The organism is Salinibacterium sp. GXW1014, assembly GCF_044769865.1.
In the GTDB taxonomy this organism is placed as follows: domain Bacteria; phylum Actinomycetota; class Actinomycetes; order Actinomycetales; family Microbacteriaceae; genus Homoserinimonas.
The window spans coordinates 543,171-565,302 of record NZ_JBIZWA010000001.1 but is presented as its reverse complement, the minus strand read 5'-3'; the positions used below and the strand labels follow the sequence as shown (position 1 = coordinate 565,302).

Annotated in this window: 28 protein-coding genes and 1 pseudogene; 16 read left to right on the top strand and 13 right to left on the bottom strand. The window is 68.5% G+C overall.

Features of this window, described 5'->3' with window-relative positions:
• Nucleotides 1-68: 68 nt before the first annotated feature.
• Entirely contained in the window at nucleotides 69-464 is a 396-nt protein-coding gene (locus tag ACIQK7_RS02770) for a DUF1330 domain-containing protein (RefSeq protein WP_403021035.1), read from the bottom strand.
• Between the two features lie 154 nt (nucleotides 465-618).
• Between ACIQK7_RS02770 and ACIQK7_RS02765 the strand changes: the two genes are divergently transcribed.
• The 9 genes from ACIQK7_RS02765 to ACIQK7_RS02725 all read left to right on the top strand — a co-directional run bounded on the left by ACIQK7_RS02765 (nucleotide 619) and on the right by ACIQK7_RS02725 (nucleotide 9,593).
• Nucleotides 619-1,887 carry a M18 family aminopeptidase gene (locus ACIQK7_RS02765; RefSeq protein WP_403021033.1) on the top strand — a complete coding sequence of 423 codons (1,269 nt, stop codon included), beginning with the start codon at nucleotides 619-621 and terminating at the stop codon, nucleotides 1,885-1,887.
• A gap of 12 nt (nucleotides 1,888-1,899) precedes the next feature.
• Entirely contained in the window at nucleotides 1,900-2,655 is a 756-nt protein-coding gene (locus ACIQK7_RS02760; RefSeq protein WP_403021030.1) for a FadR/GntR family transcriptional regulator, read from the top strand.
• Nucleotides 2,652-3,374: a cache domain-containing protein gene (locus ACIQK7_RS02755; protein WP_403021027.1), complete on the top strand. Its 723-nt coding sequence runs from the start codon at nucleotides 2,652-2,654 to the stop codon at nucleotides 3,372-3,374. Before ACIQK7_RS02760 ends, ACIQK7_RS02755 begins: the two co-directional genes overlap by 4 nt.
• 525 nt (nucleotides 3,375-3,899) lie before the next feature.
• Nucleotides 3,900-5,438: an aldehyde dehydrogenase family protein gene (locus ACIQK7_RS02750; RefSeq protein ID WP_403021024.1), complete on the top strand. Its 1,539-nt coding sequence runs from the start codon at nucleotides 3,900-3,902 to the stop codon at nucleotides 5,436-5,438.
• The gene (locus ACIQK7_RS02745) at nucleotides 5,435-6,643 is read left to right on the top strand and encodes an aspartate aminotransferase family protein (protein ID WP_403021021.1); all 1,209 of its coding nucleotides are present in this window, start codon (nucleotides 5,435-5,437) and stop codon (nucleotides 6,641-6,643) included. Before ACIQK7_RS02750 ends, ACIQK7_RS02745 begins: the two co-directional genes overlap by 4 nt.
• Entirely contained in the window at nucleotides 6,640-7,413 is a 774-nt protein-coding gene (locus ACIQK7_RS02740; protein ID WP_403021020.1) for an amino acid ABC transporter ATP-binding protein, read from the top strand. Before ACIQK7_RS02745 ends, ACIQK7_RS02740 begins: the two co-directional genes overlap by 4 nt.
• On the top strand, nucleotides 7,413-8,051 hold the full coding sequence (locus ACIQK7_RS02735) for an amino acid ABC transporter permease (RefSeq protein WP_403021017.1): 639 nt from the start codon (nucleotides 7,413-7,415) through the stop codon (nucleotides 8,049-8,051). The genes ACIQK7_RS02740 and ACIQK7_RS02735 overlap by 1 nt, the downstream gene beginning before the upstream one ends.
• 2 nt (nucleotides 8,052-8,053) lie before the next feature.
• Nucleotides 8,054-8,710, top strand: coding sequence for an amino acid ABC transporter permease (locus ACIQK7_RS02730; RefSeq protein WP_403021014.1), 657 nt, complete (start codon nucleotides 8,054-8,056; stop codon nucleotides 8,708-8,710).
• Between the two features lie 46 nt (nucleotides 8,711-8,756).
• Nucleotides 8,757-9,593 (top strand): substrate-binding periplasmic protein, encoded by an 837-nt coding sequence (locus tag ACIQK7_RS02725; protein ID WP_403021013.1) that lies wholly within the window; start codon nucleotides 8,757-8,759, stop codon nucleotides 9,591-9,593.
• Between the two features lie 105 nt (nucleotides 9,594-9,698).
• Here ACIQK7_RS02725 and ACIQK7_RS02720 read toward each other — a convergent pair whose 3' ends face one another.
• Nucleotides 9,699-10,625 (bottom strand): aldo/keto reductase, encoded by a 927-nt coding sequence (locus tag ACIQK7_RS02720; RefSeq protein WP_403021011.1) that lies wholly within the window; start codon nucleotides 10,623-10,625, stop codon nucleotides 9,699-9,701.
• Between the two features lie 178 nt (nucleotides 10,626-10,803).
• Here ACIQK7_RS02720 and ACIQK7_RS02715 point away from each other — a divergent pair, with 178 nt between their 5' ends.
• Nucleotides 10,804-11,247, top strand: coding sequence for an SRPBCC domain-containing protein (locus tag ACIQK7_RS02715; protein ID WP_403021009.1), 444 nt, complete (start codon nucleotides 10,804-10,806; stop codon nucleotides 11,245-11,247).
• Nucleotides 11,248-11,314: 67 nt separating this feature from the next.
• Here the strand turns inward: ACIQK7_RS02715 and ACIQK7_RS02710 are convergent, their stop codons facing one another.
• Together ACIQK7_RS02710 and ACIQK7_RS02705 are read right to left on the bottom strand one after the other, a co-directional pair.
• Nucleotides 11,315-12,001, bottom strand: coding sequence for an HNH endonuclease (locus ACIQK7_RS02710; RefSeq protein ID WP_403021007.1), 687 nt, complete (start codon nucleotides 11,999-12,001; stop codon nucleotides 11,315-11,317).
• A 248-nt stretch (nucleotides 12,002-12,249) separates the two neighbouring features.
• Nucleotides 12,250-12,435, bottom strand: a complete 186-nt coding sequence (locus tag ACIQK7_RS02705; RefSeq protein WP_403021006.1) for a hypothetical protein — start codon at nucleotides 12,433-12,435, stop codon at nucleotides 12,250-12,252.
• A 73-nt stretch (nucleotides 12,436-12,508) separates the two neighbouring features.
• Here ACIQK7_RS02705 and ACIQK7_RS02700 point away from each other — a divergent pair, with 73 nt between their 5' ends.
• From ACIQK7_RS02700 to ACIQK7_RS02685, 4 genes are all read left to right on the top strand, one after another.
• Nucleotides 12,509-12,964: a DUF1761 domain-containing protein gene (locus tag ACIQK7_RS02700; protein ID WP_403021004.1), complete on the top strand. Its 456-nt coding sequence runs from the start codon at nucleotides 12,509-12,511 to the stop codon at nucleotides 12,962-12,964.
• Entirely contained in the window at nucleotides 12,961-13,137 is a 177-nt protein-coding gene (locus tag ACIQK7_RS02695) for a hypothetical protein (protein WP_403021001.1), read from the top strand. The genes ACIQK7_RS02700 and ACIQK7_RS02695 overlap by 4 nt, the downstream gene beginning before the upstream one ends.
• 69 nt (nucleotides 13,138-13,206) lie before the next feature.
• Complete coding sequence (locus tag ACIQK7_RS02690) at nucleotides 13,207-13,746, top strand: hypothetical protein (RefSeq protein WP_403020999.1); 540 nt, start codon at nucleotides 13,207-13,209, stop codon at nucleotides 13,744-13,746.
• 233 nt (nucleotides 13,747-13,979) lie between these two features.
• Nucleotides 13,980-14,552, top strand: coding sequence for a PKD domain-containing protein (locus ACIQK7_RS02685; protein WP_403020997.1), 573 nt, complete (start codon nucleotides 13,980-13,982; stop codon nucleotides 14,550-14,552).
• 31 nt (nucleotides 14,553-14,583) lie between these two features.
• Here ACIQK7_RS02685 and ACIQK7_RS02680 read toward each other — a convergent pair whose 3' ends face one another.
• The 4 genes and pseudogenes from ACIQK7_RS02680 to ACIQK7_RS02665 form a co-directional block, all read right to left on the bottom strand.
• Nucleotides 14,584-15,018 carry a hypothetical protein gene (locus ACIQK7_RS02680; protein WP_403020995.1) on the bottom strand — a complete coding sequence of 145 codons (435 nt, stop codon included), beginning with the start codon at nucleotides 15,016-15,018 and terminating at the stop codon, nucleotides 14,584-14,586.
• A gap of 112 nt (nucleotides 15,019-15,130) precedes the next feature.
• The gene (locus ACIQK7_RS02675; protein WP_403020992.1) at nucleotides 15,131-15,742 is read right to left on the bottom strand and encodes a hypothetical protein; all 612 of its coding nucleotides are present in this window, start codon (nucleotides 15,740-15,742) and stop codon (nucleotides 15,131-15,133) included.
• Nucleotides 15,739-16,512 carry a hypothetical protein gene (locus tag ACIQK7_RS02670; protein WP_403020991.1) on the bottom strand — a complete coding sequence of 258 codons (774 nt, stop codon included), beginning with the start codon at nucleotides 16,510-16,512 and terminating at the stop codon, nucleotides 15,739-15,741. The genes ACIQK7_RS02675 and ACIQK7_RS02670 overlap by 4 nt, the downstream gene beginning before the upstream one ends.
• Nucleotides 16,513-16,605: 93 nt before the next feature.
• Nucleotides 16,606-16,860, bottom strand: a pseudogene (locus ACIQK7_RS02665) (SDR family oxidoreductase); the annotation flags it as partial.
• Between the two features lie 75 nt (nucleotides 16,861-16,935).
• Between ACIQK7_RS02665 and ACIQK7_RS02660 the strand changes: the two are divergent.
• Complete coding sequence (locus ACIQK7_RS02660) at nucleotides 16,936-17,334, top strand: four-helix bundle copper-binding protein (RefSeq protein WP_403020988.1); 399 nt, start codon at nucleotides 16,936-16,938, stop codon at nucleotides 17,332-17,334.
• A gap of 48 nt (nucleotides 17,335-17,382) precedes the next feature.
• On the top strand, nucleotides 17,383-18,180 hold the full coding sequence (locus tag ACIQK7_RS02655; protein ID WP_403020986.1) for a hypothetical protein: 798 nt from the start codon (nucleotides 17,383-17,385) through the stop codon (nucleotides 18,178-18,180).
• A 48-nt stretch (nucleotides 18,181-18,228) separates the two neighbouring features.
• Here ACIQK7_RS02655 and ACIQK7_RS02650 read toward each other — a convergent pair whose 3' ends face one another.
• The 5 genes from ACIQK7_RS02650 to ACIQK7_RS02630 all read right to left on the bottom strand — a co-directional run bounded on the left by ACIQK7_RS02650 (nucleotide 18,229) and on the right by ACIQK7_RS02630 (nucleotide 22,091).
• Entirely contained in the window at nucleotides 18,229-18,384 is a 156-nt protein-coding gene (locus ACIQK7_RS02650) for a hypothetical protein (protein ID WP_403020984.1), read from the bottom strand.
• A gap of 34 nt (nucleotides 18,385-18,418) precedes the next feature.
• The gene (locus tag ACIQK7_RS02645) at nucleotides 18,419-18,637 is read right to left on the bottom strand and encodes a hypothetical protein (RefSeq protein WP_403020982.1); all 219 of its coding nucleotides are present in this window, start codon (nucleotides 18,635-18,637) and stop codon (nucleotides 18,419-18,421) included.
• Complete coding sequence (locus tag ACIQK7_RS02640) at nucleotides 18,634-18,984, bottom strand: hypothetical protein (protein ID WP_403020979.1); 351 nt, start codon at nucleotides 18,982-18,984, stop codon at nucleotides 18,634-18,636. The genes ACIQK7_RS02645 and ACIQK7_RS02640 overlap by 4 nt, the downstream gene beginning before the upstream one ends.
• Nucleotides 18,985-19,061: 77 nt before the next feature.
• Nucleotides 19,062-20,543, bottom strand: coding sequence for a DUF2510 domain-containing protein (locus ACIQK7_RS02635; RefSeq protein WP_403020977.1), 1,482 nt, complete (start codon nucleotides 20,541-20,543; stop codon nucleotides 19,062-19,064).
• A 243-nt stretch (nucleotides 20,544-20,786) separates the two neighbouring features.
• On the bottom strand, nucleotides 20,787-22,091 hold the full coding sequence (locus ACIQK7_RS02630) for a hypothetical protein (RefSeq protein ID WP_403020974.1): 1,305 nt from the start codon (nucleotides 22,089-22,091) through the stop codon (nucleotides 20,787-20,789).
• Nucleotides 22,092-22,132: the final 41 nt, after the last annotated feature.

The window sequence follows — 22,132 nt, the reverse complement described above, 5'->3', positions numbered from 1 at the left end:
CTGCCGAATCTCCGACGTTGCGTTGGCCCGGAGGTCGGAGGTCGGAGGCCAGAGGCCGAGAAGCAGCGCTACGCGAGCACCGGGATGAGGCGCGAGTCTGCGAGGGCCGCCTCCCGGTGCTTCGCGATCTCGGCGTACTCGGGGTCGTTCGCCATGGCGACGAAGGCGGCGATCGAGGGGTAACGCACGAACATGACGACGTCCCAGTGCTCGTCCTCGGGGCCGATGACGGTGCCGTGGGCCGGTCCCATGATGACGACCTCCGCGTTGGTCTTGGCGAGGTAGGCGCGCGCCTGCTTGCCGTAGAGGCCGTAGGCGTCGCGCCCGCTGAGCTCGCTCTCCTGGCCGTCGTACTGCGCCTTCTCGCGGAACCTCAGCATGTTCAGCATGAGGAACGGGGTGTCGGCGGGGATGGTCTCGAAGGCCGCCTTCAGCACCTCGGGTCGGATCGCGGTGTATGCCATGCGTATCTCCTGCTCGTCGTCGAGTGTGATCGGGGCCACGCTAGGGGAGCGGGGGCGCGGGCATCCGCTTTTCTGTTGCTCGGGCTGCGCCAAGCGGGCGCGCGTGCGGCGGCGTTTGGACGCTTGGCCAGAGGGCGCGTGCTTGGATAGACCCATGACGGATGCCGAACGCTACATCGCCGATCTCGCCCGGTACATCGCCGCGTCGCCGTCGAGCTATCACGCGGCAGCAGAGGCGGGGCGGATGCTCGAGGCCGCCGGCTTCACGCGGCTCGATGAGTCGGCGGCGTGGCCGTCGAAGGCGGGCAAGCGTTTCGTCATCCGCGACGGTGCGATCGTGGCGTGGGTGCAGCCGGCGGGGGCGACCGCGACGACGCCGTTCCGCATCCTGGGCGCGCACACCGATTCGCCCGGCTTCAAGCTCAAGCCGAACGGTGGCACGACGAGCAATGGGTGGAGCCAGGCATCCGTCGAGGTCTATGGCGGGCCGCTGCTGAACTCGTGGCTCGACCGCGAGCTCGAGTTCGCGGGCCGGCTCGTCACGCGCGACGGCCGCGAGCACCTCGCCCGCACGGGCCCGTTCGCGCGCATCCCGCAGCTCGCGATCCACCTTGACCGAGGGGTCAACGACGGGCTCAAGCTCGACAAGCAGCAGCACGTGCAGCCTGTCTTCGGCGTCGAGGCCGACGGGGGAGACATCCTGCGGTCGCTGGCGGATGCCGCGGGCGTGAGCGTCGCACAGGTCGCGGGCTTCGACGTGCTCACCGCCGACACGAACCCGCCCGCGCGCTTCGGCGTGGGGGAGAAACTCTTCGCGGCCGGCCGCCTCGACAACCTGAGCTCGGTCTTTGCAGGCCTGCACGCCCTGCTCAACGCCAAGCCCGCCAAGGGGCACATCAGCATGCTCGCGGCCTTCGACCATGAGGAACTGGGGTCGAACTCGCGCTCTGGTGCCTCGGGGCCGCTGCTCAATGACATCCTCGCCCGCATCGGCGGTGCGCTGAAGGGCAACGCCGAGGACCGCCGTCGCGCCTACGCCGAGTCGTGGTGCGTCTCGGCCGACGCGGGCCACGCCGTGCACCCCAACTACGCCGAGCGGCACGACCCGAACAACCGGCCCATCGCGGGTGGCGGCACGCTCCTCAAGCTCAACGCCAACCAGAAGTACGCATCGGATGCCCACGGTTCCGCCCTGTGGTCGCGCCTCGCAGAGGCGGCGGGCGCGAGCGTGCAGGCATTCGTGTCGAACAACACGGTGCCGTGCGGCTCGACCATCGGACCGCTCACCGCGACGCGCCTCGGCATCCGGGTCGTCGATGTGGGCGTGCCCCTGCTGTCGATGCACTCGGCCCGCGAGCTCGCCCACGTGGACGACCTCTGGGCGCTCGCGCGCACGACGGGGGCATTCTTCGCAGGTCGCTAGGGTGTAACCGCCATGTCTGACTCACTCACGACCCTGACGCGCCGCGTGCTCTTCGCGCCGCTCACGGAGCCGGGGCGCACCGAGACGGTCGTGAGTCGCATCCGTTCCGCCATCACGCTCGGCATCTATGCCAACGGCGAGCAGCTACCCAACGAGGTCGACCTGGCTGCCCAGCTGTCGATCTCGCCAGTGACCCTGCGGGATGCGCTCAAGGTCGTGCGCGAGGAGGGGCTCGTGCATACGACGCGCGGCCGCTCCGGCGGCACCTTCGTGATCGCGCCCGACGAATCGAACATGGGTTACTTCGAGCGTTCGCTCGCGGCCCTCAGCGTGATCGAGGTGCGCGACCTGCTCGACTGGCAGGTGGCGATCCTCTCGCAGGCGGCCGTGCTGGCTGCGGAGCGCGCATCCGCCCAGGACACGCAGTCGTTGTCGATGACGCTCGAGAGCTTCGGCGAGGCCTCGAACGCGATGGCGGCGAGGCGAGCGCACTCGCGATTCTTGATCGAGTTGGCGGCGAGTTCGCGCTCGGCGCGCCTGAGCCGAGCGGCGATCGCGTCGCAGGTGGAGTATGCGCCCCACGCGATGCTCGTGTTCCGCTCGGGGGAGCACCGCTCCGCTGTGGCCGAGCGCTCGCTCGCGCTGCTCGAGGCGGTCTCGGCGCGGGACGCCGAGGGGACGCACGCACTGATCGAGGCGCTGCTCGGCCACGTCGGCGACCGCATCCTGGAATTGCATCACGAGGTCTCACGGAGGGCGAGCGCATGAGCGGCGATGGCGAACGCAGGGCAGGCAACGGCGGGGGCCTTGCGGCGGATGTCGACGCGGTCGTCGCGATCGTGCGGGATGACCTGCACGAGCTCGCAGAAGGCGCACTCGCGCTGCGGGCCGAGGGGCGCTACGGGGCCGAGCACGTCGCGGCCATGGCGGCGAGCCTTGAGTCGCTGTGTGTCGATGTGCTTGGCCGCTCCCACATGGTCGAGGGCACGGGCCTCGTGTGGTCGTGTGAGCAGGCGGATGACTCGGGCATGCTCTGGTGGCGCGCCGAGGAGGGTCGCGTGGCCCGCAAGCAGCACGTCTTCAACCCCGAGTCAGATTCGTACTACAACTACCTCGGCTCGCGGTGGTTCCGGGCCGCGCGTGACTCGGAGGGCCTCGCCATCGTGGGCCCCTTCATTGACGCCTGGGGCACCGATGACCACGCCATCACGGCCTCGCTCGGACTCACGCACGAGGGCGAGTTCCTGGGCGTCGTCGCCGCCGACCTCAACGTCGTGGCGGTGACGGATGCCCTTGCTGCGGCGCTGCGCCCGCACGGTGATGTCGTGCTGGTCGATGACGAAGACCGGGTGGTGGCGTCGAACCGCCCGCTGCTCAGCCCCGGCCTGCTGTTGGAGCCCTTCCTGCGTCGCACGGGCGCGAGTGTGGGTGAGCGGATCGCGACGGGCGTGCACGGCTGGTTCGCCGCGCGGCTCGAACAGGGCTGATCGAGCAGAGTCCCCGCTTCGCGGCATCACCCCTTTTGGGGTGCATTCGTCGCGTTCTCTTGCCGACGGGACCGCGCCGCAGCATCCGTTCTCGCCGTTTTCAGGCGTGCCGAAATAGCGCCCTTGTGCGTGTTTCGGTCGTGTGAATTCCTGCCGTTTTCACGCAGGCTTGCCTAAAACCGATAGTACTGTAGTCTTTCACAACCCGGAGGCCCCGAGAACGCTGCCGAGTTGCAACGCGGCAATTCACAAGGAGAACCCTTTGACCACAGAGTGCAGAGTTGTCACGCTCGGAGCCCGCACTGCGCCCGCGACACCCCCTGCGGCGCATGGGTCCACCGGTCGCACGGTCACCCCCATCCGAATGCGACCGCTCGCGCACCTGCACGGGCACGCCCCTGAAGGGTCCCCCGACAGCCCCCCACCCAGCGGACCCTCGGCCGCCTGACCGGCAGCACGAACGCCGGCCGACCAGTCGCTGCACCGCAGCCCGGCCGGCAGCACCGAAACAAAGGAGACACCCCCATGGCCAAAGTGAACTACGCCTCCACCAGCCTCGGCGATGAGAAGCTCGACCTCGCCTACGAAGAGGCACTCGCTGCCGTGCGCTCCGAGCCCTCGCCCATCGAGAAGAACCTCATCGGCGGGGAGCGTCTCGAGTCCGACGCGATCGTCGAGCGCATCGACCCCGTCGAGCTGAAGACCCGCGTGGGTGCCGCCTACGTTGCGACCCCAGAGATGGTTGAGGCCGCCATCGCCGCAGCCCGCGGTGCCGCCAAGGCCTGGCGCAAGACCCCCTACGCCGAGCGCAACGTGATGCTCCGCGCCGCCCGCGACGGGGTCGAGCGCCAGCTCACGCAGATCGCCGCGATCGTCTCGGCCGAGACCGGCAAGACCCGCCTCGAGGCCTACGGCGAGGCGCAGGAGGTGCTCGACATGATCGAGCACTACTGCACGCAGTTCGAGGTCAACAACGGCTTCCAGGCGCAGCAGAAGTCGACCGAGCGCGAGAAGAACCTCGACGTGCTCGTGCCCTACGGCACCTTCGCCGTCATCGCGCCCTTCAACTTCCCCGTCGCCCTCACGGTCGGCATGATGTCGGCCGCACTCGTCACCGGCAACACGGTCGTGCTCAAGCCGAGCGACAAGACGCCGCGCTCGAGCGCGATCATCGCCGACATCATCGCGGCCGAGCTGCCCGCCGGGGTCGTCAACACGGTGCACGGTGGTGCCGAGGTGGGCAAGGCCCTCGCGGCAGGCGACGTCGACGGCATCGCCTTCACCGGATCCGCGCAGGTCGGATGGCAGCTCTTCAACACCCCCGGCCCCCGCGGCTACCAGCGCCCCGTGCTCGCCGAGATGGGCGGCCAGAACCCGGCCATCGTCGCGGCATCCGCTGACCTCGACGCCGCCGCTGAGGGCATCGTGCGCTCGGCCTTCGGCCTCTCGGGGCAGAAGTGCAGCGCGTGCCGCCGAGTCGTCGTCGACGCATCCGTCGCTGACGAGCTCGTCGCCAAGCTCAAGGAGCGCGCGGAGCAGCTCGTCGTCGGTGACCCCATCGACGGCGGCACGAACCTCGGCCCCGTCATCGACGACGCCATCGCGGCGCGCGTCGACGAGGCGATCGCGCTCGGCAAGAAGGACGGCAACATCGTCACGGGCGGTCGCCTCGACCGCGAGGGCAACTTCTTCGCCCCCGTGATCATCGAGAACCTCCCGCAGGGCCACCAGCTCACCCGCGACGAGCTCTTCGCGCCTGTGCTGACGGTCATCCGCGTCGACGGCTTCGACGCCGCCATGGCTGAGGCCAACGCGGTCGACTACGGACTCTCCGCCGGTGTCTTCTCCAAGGTCGACGACGAGGTTGAGCAGTTCTACGACGAGATCGAGGCCGGCGTGCTCTACTCCAACCGTGCCGACGGCGCGACGACGGGTGCATGGCCCGGCGTGCAGTCCTTCTGCGGTTGGAAGCTCTCGGGATCCTCAGGCAAGGGCGGCCTCGGCCTCCACTACCTGCCCGGTTTCATGCGCGAGCAGAACCGCACGATCGTGAGCGCCGCATGACGACCGTCGTGCCGGAGCGCGACGACTACCTCGTGCACCCGCTACCCGCACGGGCGAAGCGGGTCATGACGCGCGGCAACACCCGCTCCACGCTGTACGTGCCCCCGGCACCGCCCTACGCGGTGAAGGGCGAGGGGGCCATCGTGACCGACCAGCTCGGGCACGAGGTCATCGACTGCAACAACAACTACACCTCGCTCATCCACGGCCACGCGCAGCCCGACGTGACCGCGGCGGTCACCCCGCTCATGGCGCAGGGCACCGCGTTCGGCCTGCCGACGGAGTCGGAGATCACGCTCGCCGAGATGCTCGCGGCCCGCACAGGCCACGAGCGCTGGCGCTTCTCGAACTCGGGCACGGAGGCGGTCATGACCGCCATCCGTGCAGCGAGGGCCTTCACGGGTCGCGACAAGCTCATCCGCTTCGAGGGCAGCTACCACGGCACCTCCGACGCCGTGGTCTCGGTCACGGCTCCCGGCGTCACCGCCGGGGTGCGCAGCGACGTGATCGAGGTGCCGCAGGGTGACCGTGTCGCATTCGATGCGGCCGTCGCCGAGGCAGGCTCCGACCTCGCCGCCGTGCTGATCGACCTCATGCCCAACCGCGCGGGCCTCGTGCCCGCCGAGCAGGCATTCGTCGACCACGTCCGCGAGACCACCCGTCGCGTCGACGCCCTCATGATCGTCGACGAGGTCATCACCCTGCGGATGGCCTTCGGCGGGCTCGCCCAGACCTATGGCGTGAAGCCGGACCTCATCAGTGCGGGCAAGATCATCGGCGGCGGCTTCCCCGTCGGCGCCGTCGGCGGCCGGGAGGACGTGCTTGGCGTCTTCGACCCGCTCGGGCAGCGTAATGTTGGATGGGGCGGCACCTTCAGTGCCAACCCCATCACGATGACAGCGGGCCGAGTCGCCATGGCACTCTTCGACGAAGAGGCCATCGCATCCCTCAACGCCCGTGGTAATGCACTTCGCACTGCGCTGGAGCAGGCGGGCATTGCCGTGAGCGGCAACGGCTCGCTCATGCGCATCCGTGAACAACTCGACCTCGGTGAGCTCTGGTGGGCCGCGTACGAGCGCGGCGTCATGCTCGGCACCAACGGCCTGCTCGCCCTGTCGACCCCAATGACCGACACGCACATCTCGACGATCGAGCGGGGCGCCGTGGATGCCGTCCGTGCGCTTCGTGGAAGGACCACCACATGACCGATCCGCAGCCGAAGGCGGGGGAGACCATCCTCCGTCTCAACGACATCCGCAAGGTGTATGGCGACCATGTCGCCCTCGGCGGCGTCTCGCTCGACGTCAAGCGCGGCGAGGTCGTCGCGATCATCGGGCCGAGTGGTTCGGGCAAGAGCACGCTGCTGCGCTGCGTCAACCAGCTCGAGGTGCCCGACTCCGGCACCCTCGAGGTGCTCGGCAGCAACATCGACTTCGCTGGGCGGGTGTCGTCGGCCGACCTCCTTGCGCTGCGCCGCAAGGTCGGCATGGTGTTCCAGTCGTTCAACCTCTTCCCGCACATGAACGTGCTGCGCAACGTCTCCTTCCCCCAGGAGCGCGTGCTCGGCCGCAGCCGCGAGGAGGCCGACAAGGTCTCGCGCGACCTGCTGGAGCGCGTCGGCCTCGCCAGCAAGATGGAGAACTTCCCGCAGAAGTGCTCCGGTGGGCAGCAGCAGCGTGTCGCGATCGCCCGGGCCCTCGCGCTCGAGCCGCAGATCATGCTCTTCGATGAGCCGACCAGCGCGCTCGACCCCGAGCTGGGTCTCGAGGTGCTCGCGGTCATGCGTCGCCTCGCCGACCAGGGCATGACGATGGTCGTCGTCACGCACGAGATTCACTTCGCGGCCGAGGTTGCCGACCGCCTCATCGTGATGGCGGATGGCGCGATCATCGAGGAGGGCGTGCCGAGCGAGCTGCTCGCCGCACCCAAGACCGCCCGCGCGAAGCAGTTCCTCTCGGCCATCACGGATCGCTGATGGACCACTTCCTCGCCATTCTCAGCGCGGTGCCCGTCACCCTGCTGGTGACGTTCGCGGCGTTCGCGCTCGGGGCGGTGATCGCCCTGCCACTCGCGGGCGGCCGGCGTTCCCGCTTCGCGATCGTGCGCCTGCTCACGAAGGGCGTGATCGACATTCTCCGCGGCGTGCCGCCCGTGGTGTTCGTGTTCATCCTGTTCTTCGGTGTCGGGTCCGACCTGATCCGTTGGGAGCCGCTGCCCGCCGCGATCGTGGGCCTCGGGCTCATCTCGGCCGGACACCTCGCCGAGATCTACCGCGGCGGGCTCATGGCCGTGCACCAGGGGCAGTTCGAGGCATCCGCCGCCCTCGGGCTCACGAGCACGACAACGTTCTCGCGGGTCATCGGCCCGCAGGCGTTCCGGGTCGCGATCCCCGGCATGGTCACGTGGCTCATCAGCCTCCTGAAGGACTCGTCGATCGTCTCCACGATCGGTGTCGCCGAGATCATGTTCGTCACCAGCCAGGGTGCCCGCAGCTCGGGTGAGGGCCTCCTGCCGTTCATCATCGCCGGTGCCGTCTACATCGCCCTCGGCACCCCGCTCGCCGCACTCTCGCGGTGGCTGGAGAAGAAACTCAGCTTCGGAAGGAGGGCATGACCATGGAACTGCTGACTGACTGGGTCGAATGGTTGCCCCGCCTGCTCTCCGGGCTCTGGGTGAGCGTGCAGGTCACGGTGCTTGCCCTCGTGGTCGGCATCCCGATCGGTTTCGTGCTCGCCTTCATGTCCTCGGCCAGGAACGCGATTGTGCGCTGGCTCACGATCATCGTCGTCGAGGTCGGGCGAGGGATGCCCGCGCTCGTCATGCTCCAGATGGTCTACTTCGGGCTGCCGGAGGCCGGGGTGGTGCTGGATTCCTTCGCCGCCACCGTCATCGCGCTCGGCCTCACGACCTCGGCATACACGAGTGAGATCATCCGTGCCGGCCTGCGCGCCGTGCCGGAGGGCGAACTCGAAGCGGCTGACGCGCTGGGGCTCAAGCGGGGCGACATCGTGCGCTTCATCCTGATCCCGCAGGGCTTCCGCATCGCGCTGCCCACCCTCATGGGCTTCGCGATCCTCATCCTGCAGGTCAGCTCCCTCGCCTTCACGCTGGGCCTGCCGGAGCTCCTGAGCCAGGCCTACTCGATCGGTGCATCCACCTTCGAGTACCTCGAGGTGCTCACCCTCGCCGGCATCCTCTACCTCGTCATCACCGTGCCCGGTGGCTGGCTGGTGGAGAACTTCGAGAAGCGCCTCAGCAAGCACCTCGCTTGACCCCACATCACACAGCAACACCCTGACACCAACAAGAGGAGAAACAATGAAGAAGAGTGTTCTCAGCCTCGGCGTGCTCACCGCCGCCGCGGCGCTCGTGCTCACCGGCTGCTCCAGCGCCGGCGAGTCGACGGTCGCTGACGACTGCGAGCCCACGACTGGCGTCGAGACGGTGAAGGATGGCGTGCTCTCGGTCGCCCTCACCAACACCCCGCCGTACTCCCTCGAGGAGGACGGTGACATCGCCGGCATCGACTCCCTCATGATCAAGGAGTTCGCGGCCGCGGAGTGCCTCGAGATCGAGTTCGCGCCCTACACCTACGCGACCGCCATCCCGGCGATCGAGCAGGCCCGCGTCGACGTCGCGCTCGGTGGCTTCTACCGCACGCAGGCCCGCGCCGATGTCGTCACCCTGAGCACCCCGCTCTACCTCGACGAGCTCAGCGTCTACTCGGAGGAGGGCTACGCCACCGTCGACGAGCTGCTCGGCAAGACCATCGGCACCGTTGAGGGCTACCTCTGGGTCGACGACCTGAAGAACCTCCCCGGCACCGAGACGCGTGTCTACCCCGACTCGCTGAGCCTCGCGCAGGACCTGAAGGCCGGTCGTCTCGACGCCGCGCTCGACGGCTACGGCGCTGCCGTCGTCGCCACGCAGGGCGAGGACTACACGATCGAGGTCCTGCAGGAAGACGAGCGCGTGCAGTCGACGAGCGTTCCCTCGCAGACCGCTGTGCTGTTCGACCCGGCCAACACCGAGCTGTCGGATGCCTTCAACGTCCTCGCCGAGGAGATGCGTGAAGACGGCCGCCTGGTGGAGTACCTCGCCGAGTACGGCCTGCCCGCATCGGCAGCCGAGGTCGGCGAAGAGCGCCTGATCTAGGGCTCCAACTCGCAACGTTGTGCGGGTTCGGTGGCGATGTGCGTGCTCTATGCCGCACAACGCCACCGGACCCGCACTTTGCGTTGAGGGGCGGCGGATGCGCGGCTACGCGGATGCCGCGTCGAGGCGCGCCACCTCGTCGGGCGTGAGCTCGAGCCGGGCACCCGCGATGAGGGCGTCCAGCTGGGCGACGTTGCGCGCGCTGGCGATCGGGGCGACCACGCCGGGCCTGTTTCGCAGCCAGGCGAGCGCGACTGACGCGGGCTCGACGTCGTGGGCGGCCGCGACATCCGTCAGCGCATCGATCGCGCCGAACGCGGCGTCGTTCGTGTAGCGCGAGAGGTGCCGCTCGCGGTCGGTGCCCTGAATGTCGGATGCCGAGCGGTACTTGCCCGTCAGCATGCCGGCGGCGAGCGAGAAGTAGGTGAAGACCCCGAGCCCGTGCTGAGCCGCAAGTGGCGCGAGGCTGCTCTCGTAGGGTTCGCGCGTGAGCAGGTTGTAGTGCGGCTGGAGCGCGATGGGCGCGGCGAGGTTGTTCTTCTGTGCCGTGTCGATCCAGGCCGCAATGCGCTCCGGTTCCACATTGGAGACGCCGACCGCGAGCACCTTGCCGGCCGCCACCAGGGCGTCGAAGGCGGCCGCGATCTCCTCGATGGGGCGCTCCGGCTCGTCGTAGTGGGCGTAGTAGAGGTCGATGTGGTCGGTGCCGAGCCGCTCGAGCGATGCGTCGACAGCCGCCGCGATGTTGGCGGGGGCGAGTCCCTTGAACTGCGGATGCCGTGACACCTTTGTCGCGATCGTCACGCTGTCGCGATTGCCACGCCGGGCGAGCCAGCTGCCGATGACCTGCTCCGATTCGCCGCCCACGTGGCCGTCCACCCACGCCGAGTACGAGTCGGCCGTGTCGATGTGATTGCCGCCGGATGCCACGAACGCGTCGAGCACGGCGTGCGAGGTCTCCTCGTCGCTGGTCCAGCCGAAGGTGTTGCCGCCGAGGGCGAGAGGGAAGGTGTCAGAGAAGGGGTTGCTCATGCACCCATTGTGGCGGGCGAGGCTGGTTGTGCCATCCCCGCCCGTCTGGTGCTAGCGCCGACTGCAGCCCGCCTGCGAGTCCCGTGGGCGTCCTTGACTTTGCGGCGGCGCTCGGCGCACGCTGGCGTGAGGGCCGAAGCCGCCGTGCGCGCTCCGGCAGTGTGAAGCAGGAGGCACCATGGCTGCGAAAGAGACCTACGACATCGTCGTCGATTGGGATTACCCCGTGCCGCGCGAGCGGGTCTACCACGCGTGGGTCGACGCCGACACGGTCTCGGAGTGGTTCGCCCCGCCGGGCTTCACCATCACCCAGTGTGAGCTCGAATCATCCGTCGGTGGCCCCTGGCACATCGAGTACGAGGACCCCAACGGCCGCGCCTACGCGGAGCGCGGGGAGCGGAAGAAGGCGGATGAGCCAAACGCGGTCTCCTTCACGCTCACGCAGGTGGACGGCACCTTCGTCGGCCCCGAGACCCTCGTCGAGGTCGTGCTGCAGGAGACCGAGGGCACGACCCAGATGCGCTTCGAGCAGTCGGGCTTTCCGTCGCCGGAGCTCCGCGACATCACGGAAGAGGGATGGCGCGAGTGCTTCGTGAAGCTGGGCGAGGTGCTTTCGCGCTAGCGGCGCTTTGCCTCCGAGCTACGAGCTAATCGTCATCTGAACCGCTGCGAACCCAACGCGAGGCCGCTCAAGCAGCGAACTGTTCGAAGCGAAGGGCTAGAGCCTCCGTCGATGGGAGCTCGGCGCGCCGCTTCGGGAGATTAAGTGACCCGCCGTGCATATCTTGCAGACCATGCCGAAGCATCGGGCCGTCGACCTCGTCTAGCAAGTCGTTGTCGATATGGATTCGATAGTCGGGAGATATCCCGAGAAGGTTGCGGTCGTAGGCAGCGTGGTGAATCTTGCAGAGGGCGAGGCCATTGGTGACACTCGCAAATCCAGTCACTTCATGGTCAGCGATGATGTGAGCCGCGTCCAGCAACTCGAGATGCCGAAGCGAGCATATGGCGCACGAGTCCTCGTAGGCGTGCATAACTTTCGCTCGGAACGCGGGTTGGTGCAAGCGTGCTTTGACCGTGCGCTCCGCGTATCGCCGCTGGTCGATAGACATGTTCGCAGGATCACCGAAGAAACGGAGCGATTCTTCCATCGCGATGGTGAAGACTTCGGCGGCAGGGTCGTCAGCCACTACGTAAACCGGATAATGCGCCGCGTATACGCCAGACCGAAGAGCCTCGAAGTAGATCAGCGGGTCCTGTCCCCGAAGAGCAGCTCGCAGCTTGTCGTTGTCGGACGACCCGCCACTGCGGTAGTCGTATTTGACGAAGGTGCTGTTGTCGAGCATGTCGTTGTACGGGCTCTGGAGACTCGTCATGATGCTCAGCGTTGAGGAGAAGTCGGAGGGGTTTCGAATTCCCCGGCCGCGATCGAGTAGAGGTATGCGCGTACCCCCGAATTGATAGTTCGAGAGCTCCTCTCGCGTGTACTCGTATTGCCCGCTTTCGAGCTTTCTATCGAGCCAGTGAAAGATGTCCTGGCGAATCGCTAGTTGAACTTCTCGGCTATACACACTGCGATTCAACAGCAGGGGCGCCAAAGTTTCTCCACCCAGTACGGGGCAGTTTAGATCGCGTCGACTGACGACAGCAGGTCGTCGGGTCGGTTCTTCTCCATCCATAGTTGGTGGTCGCGCAGTCCGCGGGCAACCGCGACTCGGATCACGCCATAGAGAAGCAGTAGCGCCATCGCTGGCACAACTACCCACCCGACAATCGCAACGCTGCCGATCACTCCGAGCATGGATTCCATCTGGTAATCGTCGCAGCGTCGGCAGGTTGGCGAGACCCCCATTTCGCGCGCCCGGGCGACGGAGTAGCATCCGTTGCAACTCAACGGAGAGGCATCCGCCATGGTCCCCGAGATCAACTGGCTCGCCGTCATCGTCGCAACCGTCGCCACGATCGCGGTCGGCTCGACCTGGTACACGCCGAAGGTGTTCGGCACGATCTGGGCGAAGGACGCCCGCGTGCGGCCGCACGACAACGGCTGGGTCCCGATCATCGTCGGAGTCGTCACGGGCTTCGTGACCTCGTGGGTGCTCGCGGGCTCTGCCGCGATCGCGCACCACTTCTACGGCGGCAGCTTTCTCGGGAACTCGCTCGTCACGTCGATCATCCTGTGGGCCGGCCTCACGGCGGCGCGCGTCGTCACGCACGACTCCTTCGAGAACCGTCCGCGCCGCCTCACCCTCCTCACGATCGGGCACGAGCTGGTGACGTTCCTTGCGATCGCACTCATCATCGGCCTGTTCGGCATCAGCGGGGACGGTGCAGCGTGAGCGATAGGCGCAACCAGACGGATGCTGCGGCGCAGGCCAGCGGCGACCTCTACAGGCGGCTGCCGCTGGGCGACTCGCTCGGCGGCACCCCGACCCAGCATGTCGCCGAGACGCTCGTGCCCGACGATGGCATGCCCGACTGGGGCGTCGACGGCGGTGCGGACGGCGACTGAAGCGCAGCGGCGCTCGGCGCGTGTGGAGAACTCCTGCGCGGATGCTCGTGGCGCTCGTATCCTCGCGGGATGCGTCGCCCCGCCACCCTTGCTGCACTCGCTGTCATAACGCTTGCTGCCGGATGCAGTTCACCGCAGACTGAGCCGCCGAAAATCCCGACGTCGTCCTCCGAGCCATCGGCCTTCGCCTCGGAGGAGGAAGCCGTCGCGGCCGCTGAGGAAGCAATCGATGTGTATTGGACGATCTCGAACGCGGTGTTCAAGGAAGGTGGGAAGGGCGTTGAAAGGCTTGCTCCCCTCAGCGCGAAAGAGTGGCTCGAAGACGTACAAACCACTGCAGCCAAGTTTCGCGAGGACGCCGTCCATCAAGTAGGTGACCTGACGGCAGATAGCGTTCAGTTCCTCCAGTCGTATGGCGAGACTCTCATCGTTACCGCATGCATCGACTACAGCAAACACTCGATCGTCAATGCTGAGGGCGAAAAGCTCGATCTACTCGACGGTCCAGATCGCACCTTGTCCCAGGTCAAGTTCGAGGTCGTGACGAAGGAAAGCGAGCCATCCCTCCTGGTTGCTGGAATGGAACCATGGCAAGACTCTCCCTGCTAGCGACGCTTCTCTTTGCCGTTCTCTCCGCAGCCCCCGCACCGTCTCCATCACCCTCGCTTCCGTCGAACCCACCGGACTGTGTGTTGTCCGGCGCAGTGTTTCGCTTCTGTACTGAGCTGGCAGACGGTGCCCTTGGGCTCGGCGCGAAAGTGGAAGCACCGACGACCCTGGGTCCGCCAGTCACCCGATACAACGCCTTGTTCCAGAACACCCCACCCCCGCCAACGATCGATATGCGCTGCGTCGTCGGCGCCGAGGGCAACTTGCGCCCGCTGTGCCAACGAGCCGACGATGTCGAGGATGCGGAACCAGCGGAGGGCGCGCCGGGGTTCACAATCGAGGACTTCCTTGCGCTCGCGCCCGCATCCGCGACGCTGCATTCAGAGCCGGCGGGGCTAGCGATCCGCGGGCTGCCGACGAACTTCTACGCCGCTGCATCCGCTCACACGCGCAGCGGTCCGCTCCTCGGGCAGCCCGTGACGGCACAGTTCATCCCGGTCGCCTACTCGTGGGACTTCGGCGACGGTTCGACCGCCCTCACCGAAACCCCCGGGGCACCGTGGAACGACGAAGCCAACGAGTTCACGGAGACCCCCACCAGTCACGTCTATGCCGACAAAGGCACCTACACGGTCCAGCTCACGACCCACTATGCGGTGCGGGCGACGATCGGCGACGGTCTCTGGTGGGACATCCCGGGCACGTTGCCAATCGCGTCGCCGCCAATGTCGCTGCAGGTCTACTCCGTGAACACCGTGCTTGTCGACAAGGACTGCACCGAGGATCCCTCCGGCGTCGGCTGCTGAACGCAACTGGCGAGTCGCCAACCAGGAGGATTCAGCGGTTCGCGACATCCCCGTCAGGGTCGGTCTGGATCTGGTCTGGCGCATCCTCGGCCAGGCCATCGGTCGCGTCGAACTCGGCGCGGTTCTCCTCATCGTCGCCGACACCCTCGACCGGCTCGATAATCCCGGGGTCGTCTCCTTCGGGCGCGCCCTCGACCGGTTCGCCGGCGACGGCATCGTTCACGACGGTCTGCTTCGATTCCGCCGCAGCGTCGACGGGGTCACGAGGTGCTGGGTCATCGGATGTCGCGTCCTCATCAGGCGCGCCGTCGGGTCGCCCACCATCGACGTTCGGTGTCTCGACCGTGCCAGCGCCCACGGGGTCGCCCGTGCCCTGCTCGAAGGAGTTCGCGTCGGCGCCCAGGTCCGACGGCTGCCCGCCGAGACCGTCGGTGCCGCCCAGGTTCGTGTCGTCAATGTTGCTCATGCCGCAGACGTTAGGCCGGGGCATCCGTCACCGCACAGATATTGAGCAAAGGCACAGGAGCGCACACGCATCGACGCCGCCACCCGAGGGTGACGGCGTCGACGGTGAGGCGTCAGGCGCGGTGGCGCGGGCCGTCCTTGTGAGGCGCCGTGCCGTCGTCGGCCACGCCGTCGCCAGCGGTGTCGGATGCCTCGCCCTGCTGCCGACGCGACTCCTCCGCATACTCGGCCCCCGCCGCGGCCGCGTCTGGGTCGGGGTGACGGTCATGCGCGTTGGCCGGGGTGTGTGCGACGGGCACGCCGAGCGGCGGCGCGCTTTCGCCCCCGGCGTCGTGCGAGTCGTGCGCGTCGTGCGCGTCGCGTTCGGTCGTGGCGTCCCGTTCGGACTTGACCGGCGACGCATCCGGAACATCGGGGGTGATGCCGTAGTAGCGGTACAGCTCCGCCTCCGACTCAGGGCTGAGCGGGCCGTCCGTCTCGACGTGGGGCGCGTCCTTGATCGTGTCCTTGTCGTAGGGCAGGTGCAGTGATTCGCGGTCGAACGTGGCACCGTCGAGCGGCACGAAGGTCTCGTGACGTCTGAAGAGACCCGTGTGCACGGTCGCCCAGTTGGGCATGCTCGTGTGCGGTTCGACGAAGACCTGGCCGACCGTGCCGATCTTCTCCCCATCGGGTCCCAAGGCGGGGGCGCCGATGATGCTTCCGACTGCGCTGTTCTCGATCATCGGCCCAGCCCCACTCGGTCGACGCGACGGTGGAAGCGCATCCCAGCCATGCCGCCGAGCACCGCACCGGCGAGCATTGCGAGGGCGAGCAGGATCGCCGTGATGATGCTCGCGGCAGTGACATCCGTGTCACCGAGCGGGATGCTCGGCAGGGCCTGCACGTTGCTGAGCAGGTTGAAGGCGTCACCCGTGACGGCGGCGACGATCGCGACGACGACCGCGATGATGAGGCCCCACAGGAACACCATGAGCCCCTGCTTGGCGCCGTCGAAGCGGGCCATGCGCCCGGCGACGTATCCGCCGCAGAAGTAGGCGACGAACATCACGACGATGAGCGTGATGGCTGAGACGAGGGCGACCGTGTCGGCGTTCTCCTCCGCTACCTCGGCCGCATTGCCGAACCCCACCTCGAGTCCGAGGAGGGTCAGGATGCCCGCGGCGAGTGCCGTGAGCAGCACTCCGAGGCCGACGGCGGCGAGCCATCCGAAGAAGGCGGAGCCCACCTTGATGCCGCCGAAGCGTTCCTCCTCCCGCTCGAGCACCTCCTCGCGGAGGGTGCTGCGTTGTTCGACAGGGACGGCGGCAGCGTTGCTGCCCGTGTTGGCGGATGCGGCGCTCGCCGACACCGGCGCAGCGGTCGGCGCATAGTCGCGGCGGTCGTCGCCGACTGCCGTGTCACGTCGCAGCGTGTCGTCGTCGTGCCGTGCCGCTGCATCCCTTGCCGCCGCATCGCGTGCGGCGGGGTCGTTGCGATCTCCTGGCGTGCTCATTGTTCGCCCTCCTCGGGTTCCCGTGCTTGTGCCTTGGGTCAGGTGATACGCCAACCCCGCTGGGGATTCAAGGTGGGGAGCGAGGGATCGTCGTTACTGCTTGTTGGGCGACCGCCACTCGTTGCTTTCGATATGGGAGCCCGCCTGGGGCCCCATCTGCACCATTCCGCCGTCGACGAGCAGGGAGGCTCCCGTGACCTAGGAGGAGTGTTCCGAGGCGAGGAACGCGATGACGGATGCCACCTCCCGCGCGTCTCCCGGACGCCCCAGCGGCACGCCCGGCCGTTCCGCGTCGCGGGGATTCTCGTCTTCCTGCCCCGTCATGGGCGTCGCGATCTCACCGGGCGCGCCCCGCCGCAGCCATGCTGACAACTCCCTGCGCATTCGCCGGATGGGTCGGCTGCTCGTCGTACCGTGACCCGCATGACAACAGAGACGATACTCAAGAGCCACCCGGCGGCCGGCGCAGACGTGTCTGACCTGGCTGCCGTGATCGATGACATCGCCGCCTGCGTGCAGGCCTGCACGGTATGCGCGGATGCCTGCCTGCACGAGGACTCGGTCGATCACCTCCGCAAGTGCATCCGCACCGACCTCGACTGTGCCGACGTGTGCAACGCGACCCTGAGGGTGCTGAGCAGGCAGGGCAGCGGCGACCCCGAGATCCTCGCAGCGCTGCTCTCCGCATGCATCGCCGCGTGCGAGGCGTGCGGTGCCGAGTGTGAGTCGCACGCCGACATGCACGAGCACTGCCGGGCGTGCGCGGAGGCGTGTCGCCGCTGCGCCGCAAGCTGTCGGCGCCTGCTCGAGACGCTGGGCTGACGCTCGGCCGACGCCCGGGAGGGTGGCGCGCCCCACGTACGATGGAGTGTGCCCACCCCCGACACTTCGCGTCTTGAGCGCGCCTTCGTTCCCCTCGTCATCTTCGCCGTCACGGCCGGCATCGTCTCGGTCGTGCTCGACGTCTGGCAGGACCTCAGCGGGGTCGCGGCAGGGGTGTTGCCGCTCGCGGCACTCGGGCCCGCGGCCGGTGCTCTCGCGGCCTGGGCGAGCCACCGTCGCACGCTCGAGGGACTGTGGCCCGCGCCCGTTGCGCGCCGCCAGGTCATCGCGCACCTCGTGCTCGGGGTCGTGGCATCCGCGGTGTTCCTCGGCCTGACGCTCGCGGTGCTGGCACTCGCCGGGGTCGCGCTGCCGGTCGCAGAGTTCGGCGTCGACGGCGTGCCGGACGTCGTCACGATCGTCGGCATCATCGTCGCGGTGGCGCTCCAGGAGCTCGCCATCCGCGGCTTCGCCCAGCCCATCCTTGAACTCGCGGGCAGCCGCCTGCTTGCGACGATCATCATCGGGCTCGTGTGGGGCTTCTGGGTCGTGCAGATGTTCCCCATGCACGACACCGCGCTCACGGTCGGCGCCGTCGTACTCGCGGTGACCGCCTTCGCGGTGCTGCTCGGCCACCTCGGCAACGGCTCGGTGCTGCAGCGCGTGGCGCTCACGACGGTCGTGCACGCGATCGTCGCCGTCGCCGTCGCGCTCATGACAGGCGCGCGGGAGATCACCCAGCCCGTCGCGCTCGCGCTCCTCGCGGCGAGCGCCATCACGACGATCGTCTTCATGGCGATGTTCGCCGCGGCACAGAAGAAGCGGGCCCGGCGGGCAACGGCATAGCCGCCCCCACCGAGCCCGCTGGCGTGCTCAGCGCCCAGTACTCATGACTCAGGCGGGACGTTCGTCGTCCAAGGGCACGTCGTCGTCTTCCTCGACCTCGATGCGCTCGTCGGGGTCGATGGTCGGGGGAGCCTTGACCTCCGGCTCATCGACCAGTTCCTCCTCGCGCTCGTCGTCGAGGATGGGCTCATACTCCTTGGCCATGTGACCTCCTCACCTGCACTTCAGCTGTTTGGCTTCAGGGAGACCCGATCGGATGATCTGGACCCAGGCTCGGGTCGGACTTCGACGGGTCGTCGAGGTCCTGGTTGAGGCGGCCGGGGATGGCCGCGAATATGTCGTCGGCGACGTCGTCGCCAGACTCCTCGCTGCCGCGGTCGGCCGTCTCCTCCTCAGTGTAGGCAGGCTGGTCGGTGCCTTCGGCGGGCTGCTCAGGGTGCGGTGTGCGGTCCATCATTGTTCCTCCTGCGTGTCGGTGGCGGATGCCGGTTCGGCGGGATTCAGGTCTGCGTCAGCGTGTGCGGGCCCGGCGGGCTGCACCTCGGGAACGGATGCCTCGGCCGTCGCTTCGGGTGTGACATCCGTAGCCTCGCCCGGCTCCATGTCGTGTGCCGTCGTGACGCGCTGGCCGCGGATGAGCGCCTCGGGGTCGGCGGGGGAGCGCGGCACGCTCGGCGGCTCGATCCCGTACTCGGCCAGCCACTGGTCTCTCGTCGAGCCCGCCCCCGTCGCAGTCGAGCCGGGCGAGAGAGCGCCGAGAGGGGCATCCGCGCGGTTGCGCCGGTCGTGTTCGTGGGTGCTCATGGGGCCCACGATAGGCTCGCCAGTCGCGTCGGTGGGGTGATACTCAGTGAAGGTTCAGGCCCCGGGTGGCGGGCAGGTCAGCGGCCGAGCCAGGCGCCCGCCGTCTCCCGCAGCGGCTCGAGGGCGGTCACGAGGTAGGCGGGCAGCGCGTCGGGTGCGAGGCCGACGGATGCCACGATGCTGATGACTGCGGCCGCATTCAGCGCCCACACCCACAGGGGTGCCGTGCCGGTGCCGACCTCCTGGCGCACGCGGATGGTGCGGATGACGAGGTAGACGGGCGCGGTGAGCATGGCCCAGGCCGCGCGTGCCGGCCGTTCGTGTCCGAAGTCGCCGAGGCGCGTGGCATCCTGCTGCGCCCACAGCACGCCGATGAGCCAGGGGAGTGCGAGCACACCGAGCGCCGGGAATGACCAGGCGTCGAAGAGCGCGAGGGCGACGAACGCGGCGAGGGCGCCAAGCCACGGGGTGATCGTGAGGAGCCAGACCGACACGGTGCCCCAGAACCTGGGCGCGGCGTACTGCCGTTCGGCGGCTCGCGCGCTGCCGACCGTTGACCACTGTGGCTTGACCTCGGCCCTGCGGTCTTCCGGCCCGGCCCAGACGTCGTCGTTGCGGTCGTCGTGTTCGCGGGGTTCCGCCGGCGGGGCGGACGGCACCGGCTCGGGCTTCTCGCGACGCTGGCGGCGCGACATGAGCGTCGACTCGAGTTCGGCGTCGGGTTCGGATGCCTGCTGCGATTGACCCTGCTGCATCTGCGCCTGATGCTGCGCCTGGTCGAGTTGCGCCTGCACCTGCGCGAGCCGCAGTTCCTCGGCCTGCGCCTGCTGTGCCTGGAACTGGCGGTCCCATTCGAGACGGGCCTCCTCCTGGCGCGCGAGCTCGGCAAGGTGGGCCTCTTCCGCCGCGCGGGCGGCCTCCTCCTGCTGCTGGCGCGTCGCGAAGGCCAGATCGGGGCGCACCTCCGCATGGGGAGGGTCGAGACGCTGCGACTGCGCGAAGTCGTCGGCTGAGGCATCCGTGCCCGTGTCGATCGGCGCTGTTGTTGTACGCCGGTAGGCAGGAGCGGCATCGGGGCCGCCCGAGCCGCTCACGAGCGAGGTGCCCTTCAGGAGGTCGAGGGCGTCGCCGTACTGGGGGGTGTAGTGGCCGGTGGTCTGAGTTGTCGCGTTGCCCATCGCCGGCCACGGGATGGCGGGCTGGGCATTCGTCTGCGTTTCGGCCCGCGGCTGTTCGATGCGGGCGGCATAGGCGGGCACCTGGGTCTTGAAACCCTGCTCCTCGCCGTGCTGCTCCTGCGCGGGAACGGAGGAGGGCGTGAAGCGCTCGGCCGTCGACTGGGTCTGGGCCGCGGCGGCCTGCGTGTTGCCGTCACCGGCGCCGATGGCGAAGCGCTGCTGCACGCGCGGTGCAGGGGCAACCGGCTGTGCGGCGGGCGCGCCGGGCAGGGGAGCGACGCTCTCGGTCCACGCCTGCCCGTTCCACCACCGCAGGTGTTGGTGCGTCATCGGGTCGACATACCAGCCTGCGGGTGTGGCGTTGTTGAGCGAATCGGTCATGTCAGCACTCCCGCGTTGCGATTCTTCCTGCCGGGGGCTGTCGGGTGTTCAGCCCCCTTTGGGGAGTTCTCGGGTTGCAGAAGCGTATCGCACCGTGTCCTCAGTTTGGGGGACATTCCCCCAATTTGCTGAAGCACCGGCCCCCGGTGTTCCCCCGCCGCCATCCAATACCATCCGTGGCGGTTTGGCCACCCCTCAAGCGGGGCAGGCGGCGGAGGCCGGGGTACGTCGCCCTGCTGCAGCTCAGCGCAGCAGGTCGTAACGCGCGAGGGCATCCGCATCCCGCGCGTAGGTCGTCGCACTGCGGACCGTGTCGAGGGCGAGCACCGGGTCGACTTCTGCCTCGGCGACGGCGAGGAGGCGTTCGGCTTCCGCGAGCCGAGTGCGGGCCTCGCTGCCGATACCGCCACGTCGCCCCTCGATATAGTCGCGCGTCGTCGCCACCTGGCTCCGCGCCCCGACGAGTGCCCCCGCGAGCGCTTCCCGGGCCTGCGCGAGGCGCTGCTCGGCGTTGCGCGCGCCCGACATTGCGGCGTCGAGGCGAGCGTTCGCGTCGCGCAGCCGGTCGAGGGATGCCAGCGGGTCGCGCTCGTCGACCTGCGCGAGCGCGCCCTCAACCGCGGTGATTGCCGCGATCACCTCCGCGCCGGCCGAGGCATCCGTCGTACCGTCGCGCAAGGCTCGGGCCTCGTCGAGGTTCCCGCGAGTGTGGCGGATGCCCTCGACGAGGGCGGCATCGGCCGCAGCGAGCTGTTCGCGAAGGGCCTTCACCGCGTCGATCAGATGGGCGGCTCGCCGTACGTGATCCTCGCCCGAGCGTAGGGCGTCGATCGCATCCGAAGTGGCTCGCGACGACGATGCCTGTCCGTCGACGTCCGCCGCGAGCGCCGCCGTGTCGATCGCCTCGCGTGCCTGGTCGAGTTCCTCGTCGGCGCGGTCGAGGCTGTCGCTCACGCTCGCGACCGCCGTGGGGGCGTAGCTGCGCTGGAGTTCGGCCCACACGACGCCCGCCTCAGTGCGCTGCGACTGAAGCGTCTCCACCCTGCGGCGGAGGGCGGCAAGGGTCTCGGGGGCGTTGCGCTCGGCCTCGCGCAGCCGATCGAGCGCCTGCAGCTCTGCAGCGAGCTCCTCCTGGGCCGACTCGCACAGGTGCACGATGCGCGCCGTCCAGTCCCGGCGCTGCGCCTCGCTGTCGGGGATCGCGTCATCCAGGCGCTGCTGCAGCTCGAAGGCCTCCATGACCCGCCGCTTCGAGGAGGCGACGACCGCCGCGAGCGCTCGCGTGCGTTCCTGGCCGAACTGGGCGAGCGCGAAGTCGAGCTCGTCGCTGGCGTCGCGCACCGCGTCGTCCGCATGCACGAGGAGGATGTTTGCACGCTTCGCGGCAGCGCCCGTGGGGTCCGCAACGGCGAGCGGCGCACCCGAGCGCGAGGCGTGCAACGCCGGGTCCTCGCGCCGTCCCCGACGGAACAACACGGTGAAGCCCGCGACGATCCCGAGCGCGAAGATGCCCGCGAGGGTGAGGATGATGGTCCACGCGACATCCATGCCCCCAACTGTATTGCGCCTGATCGCGTCGAGGCTGAGCG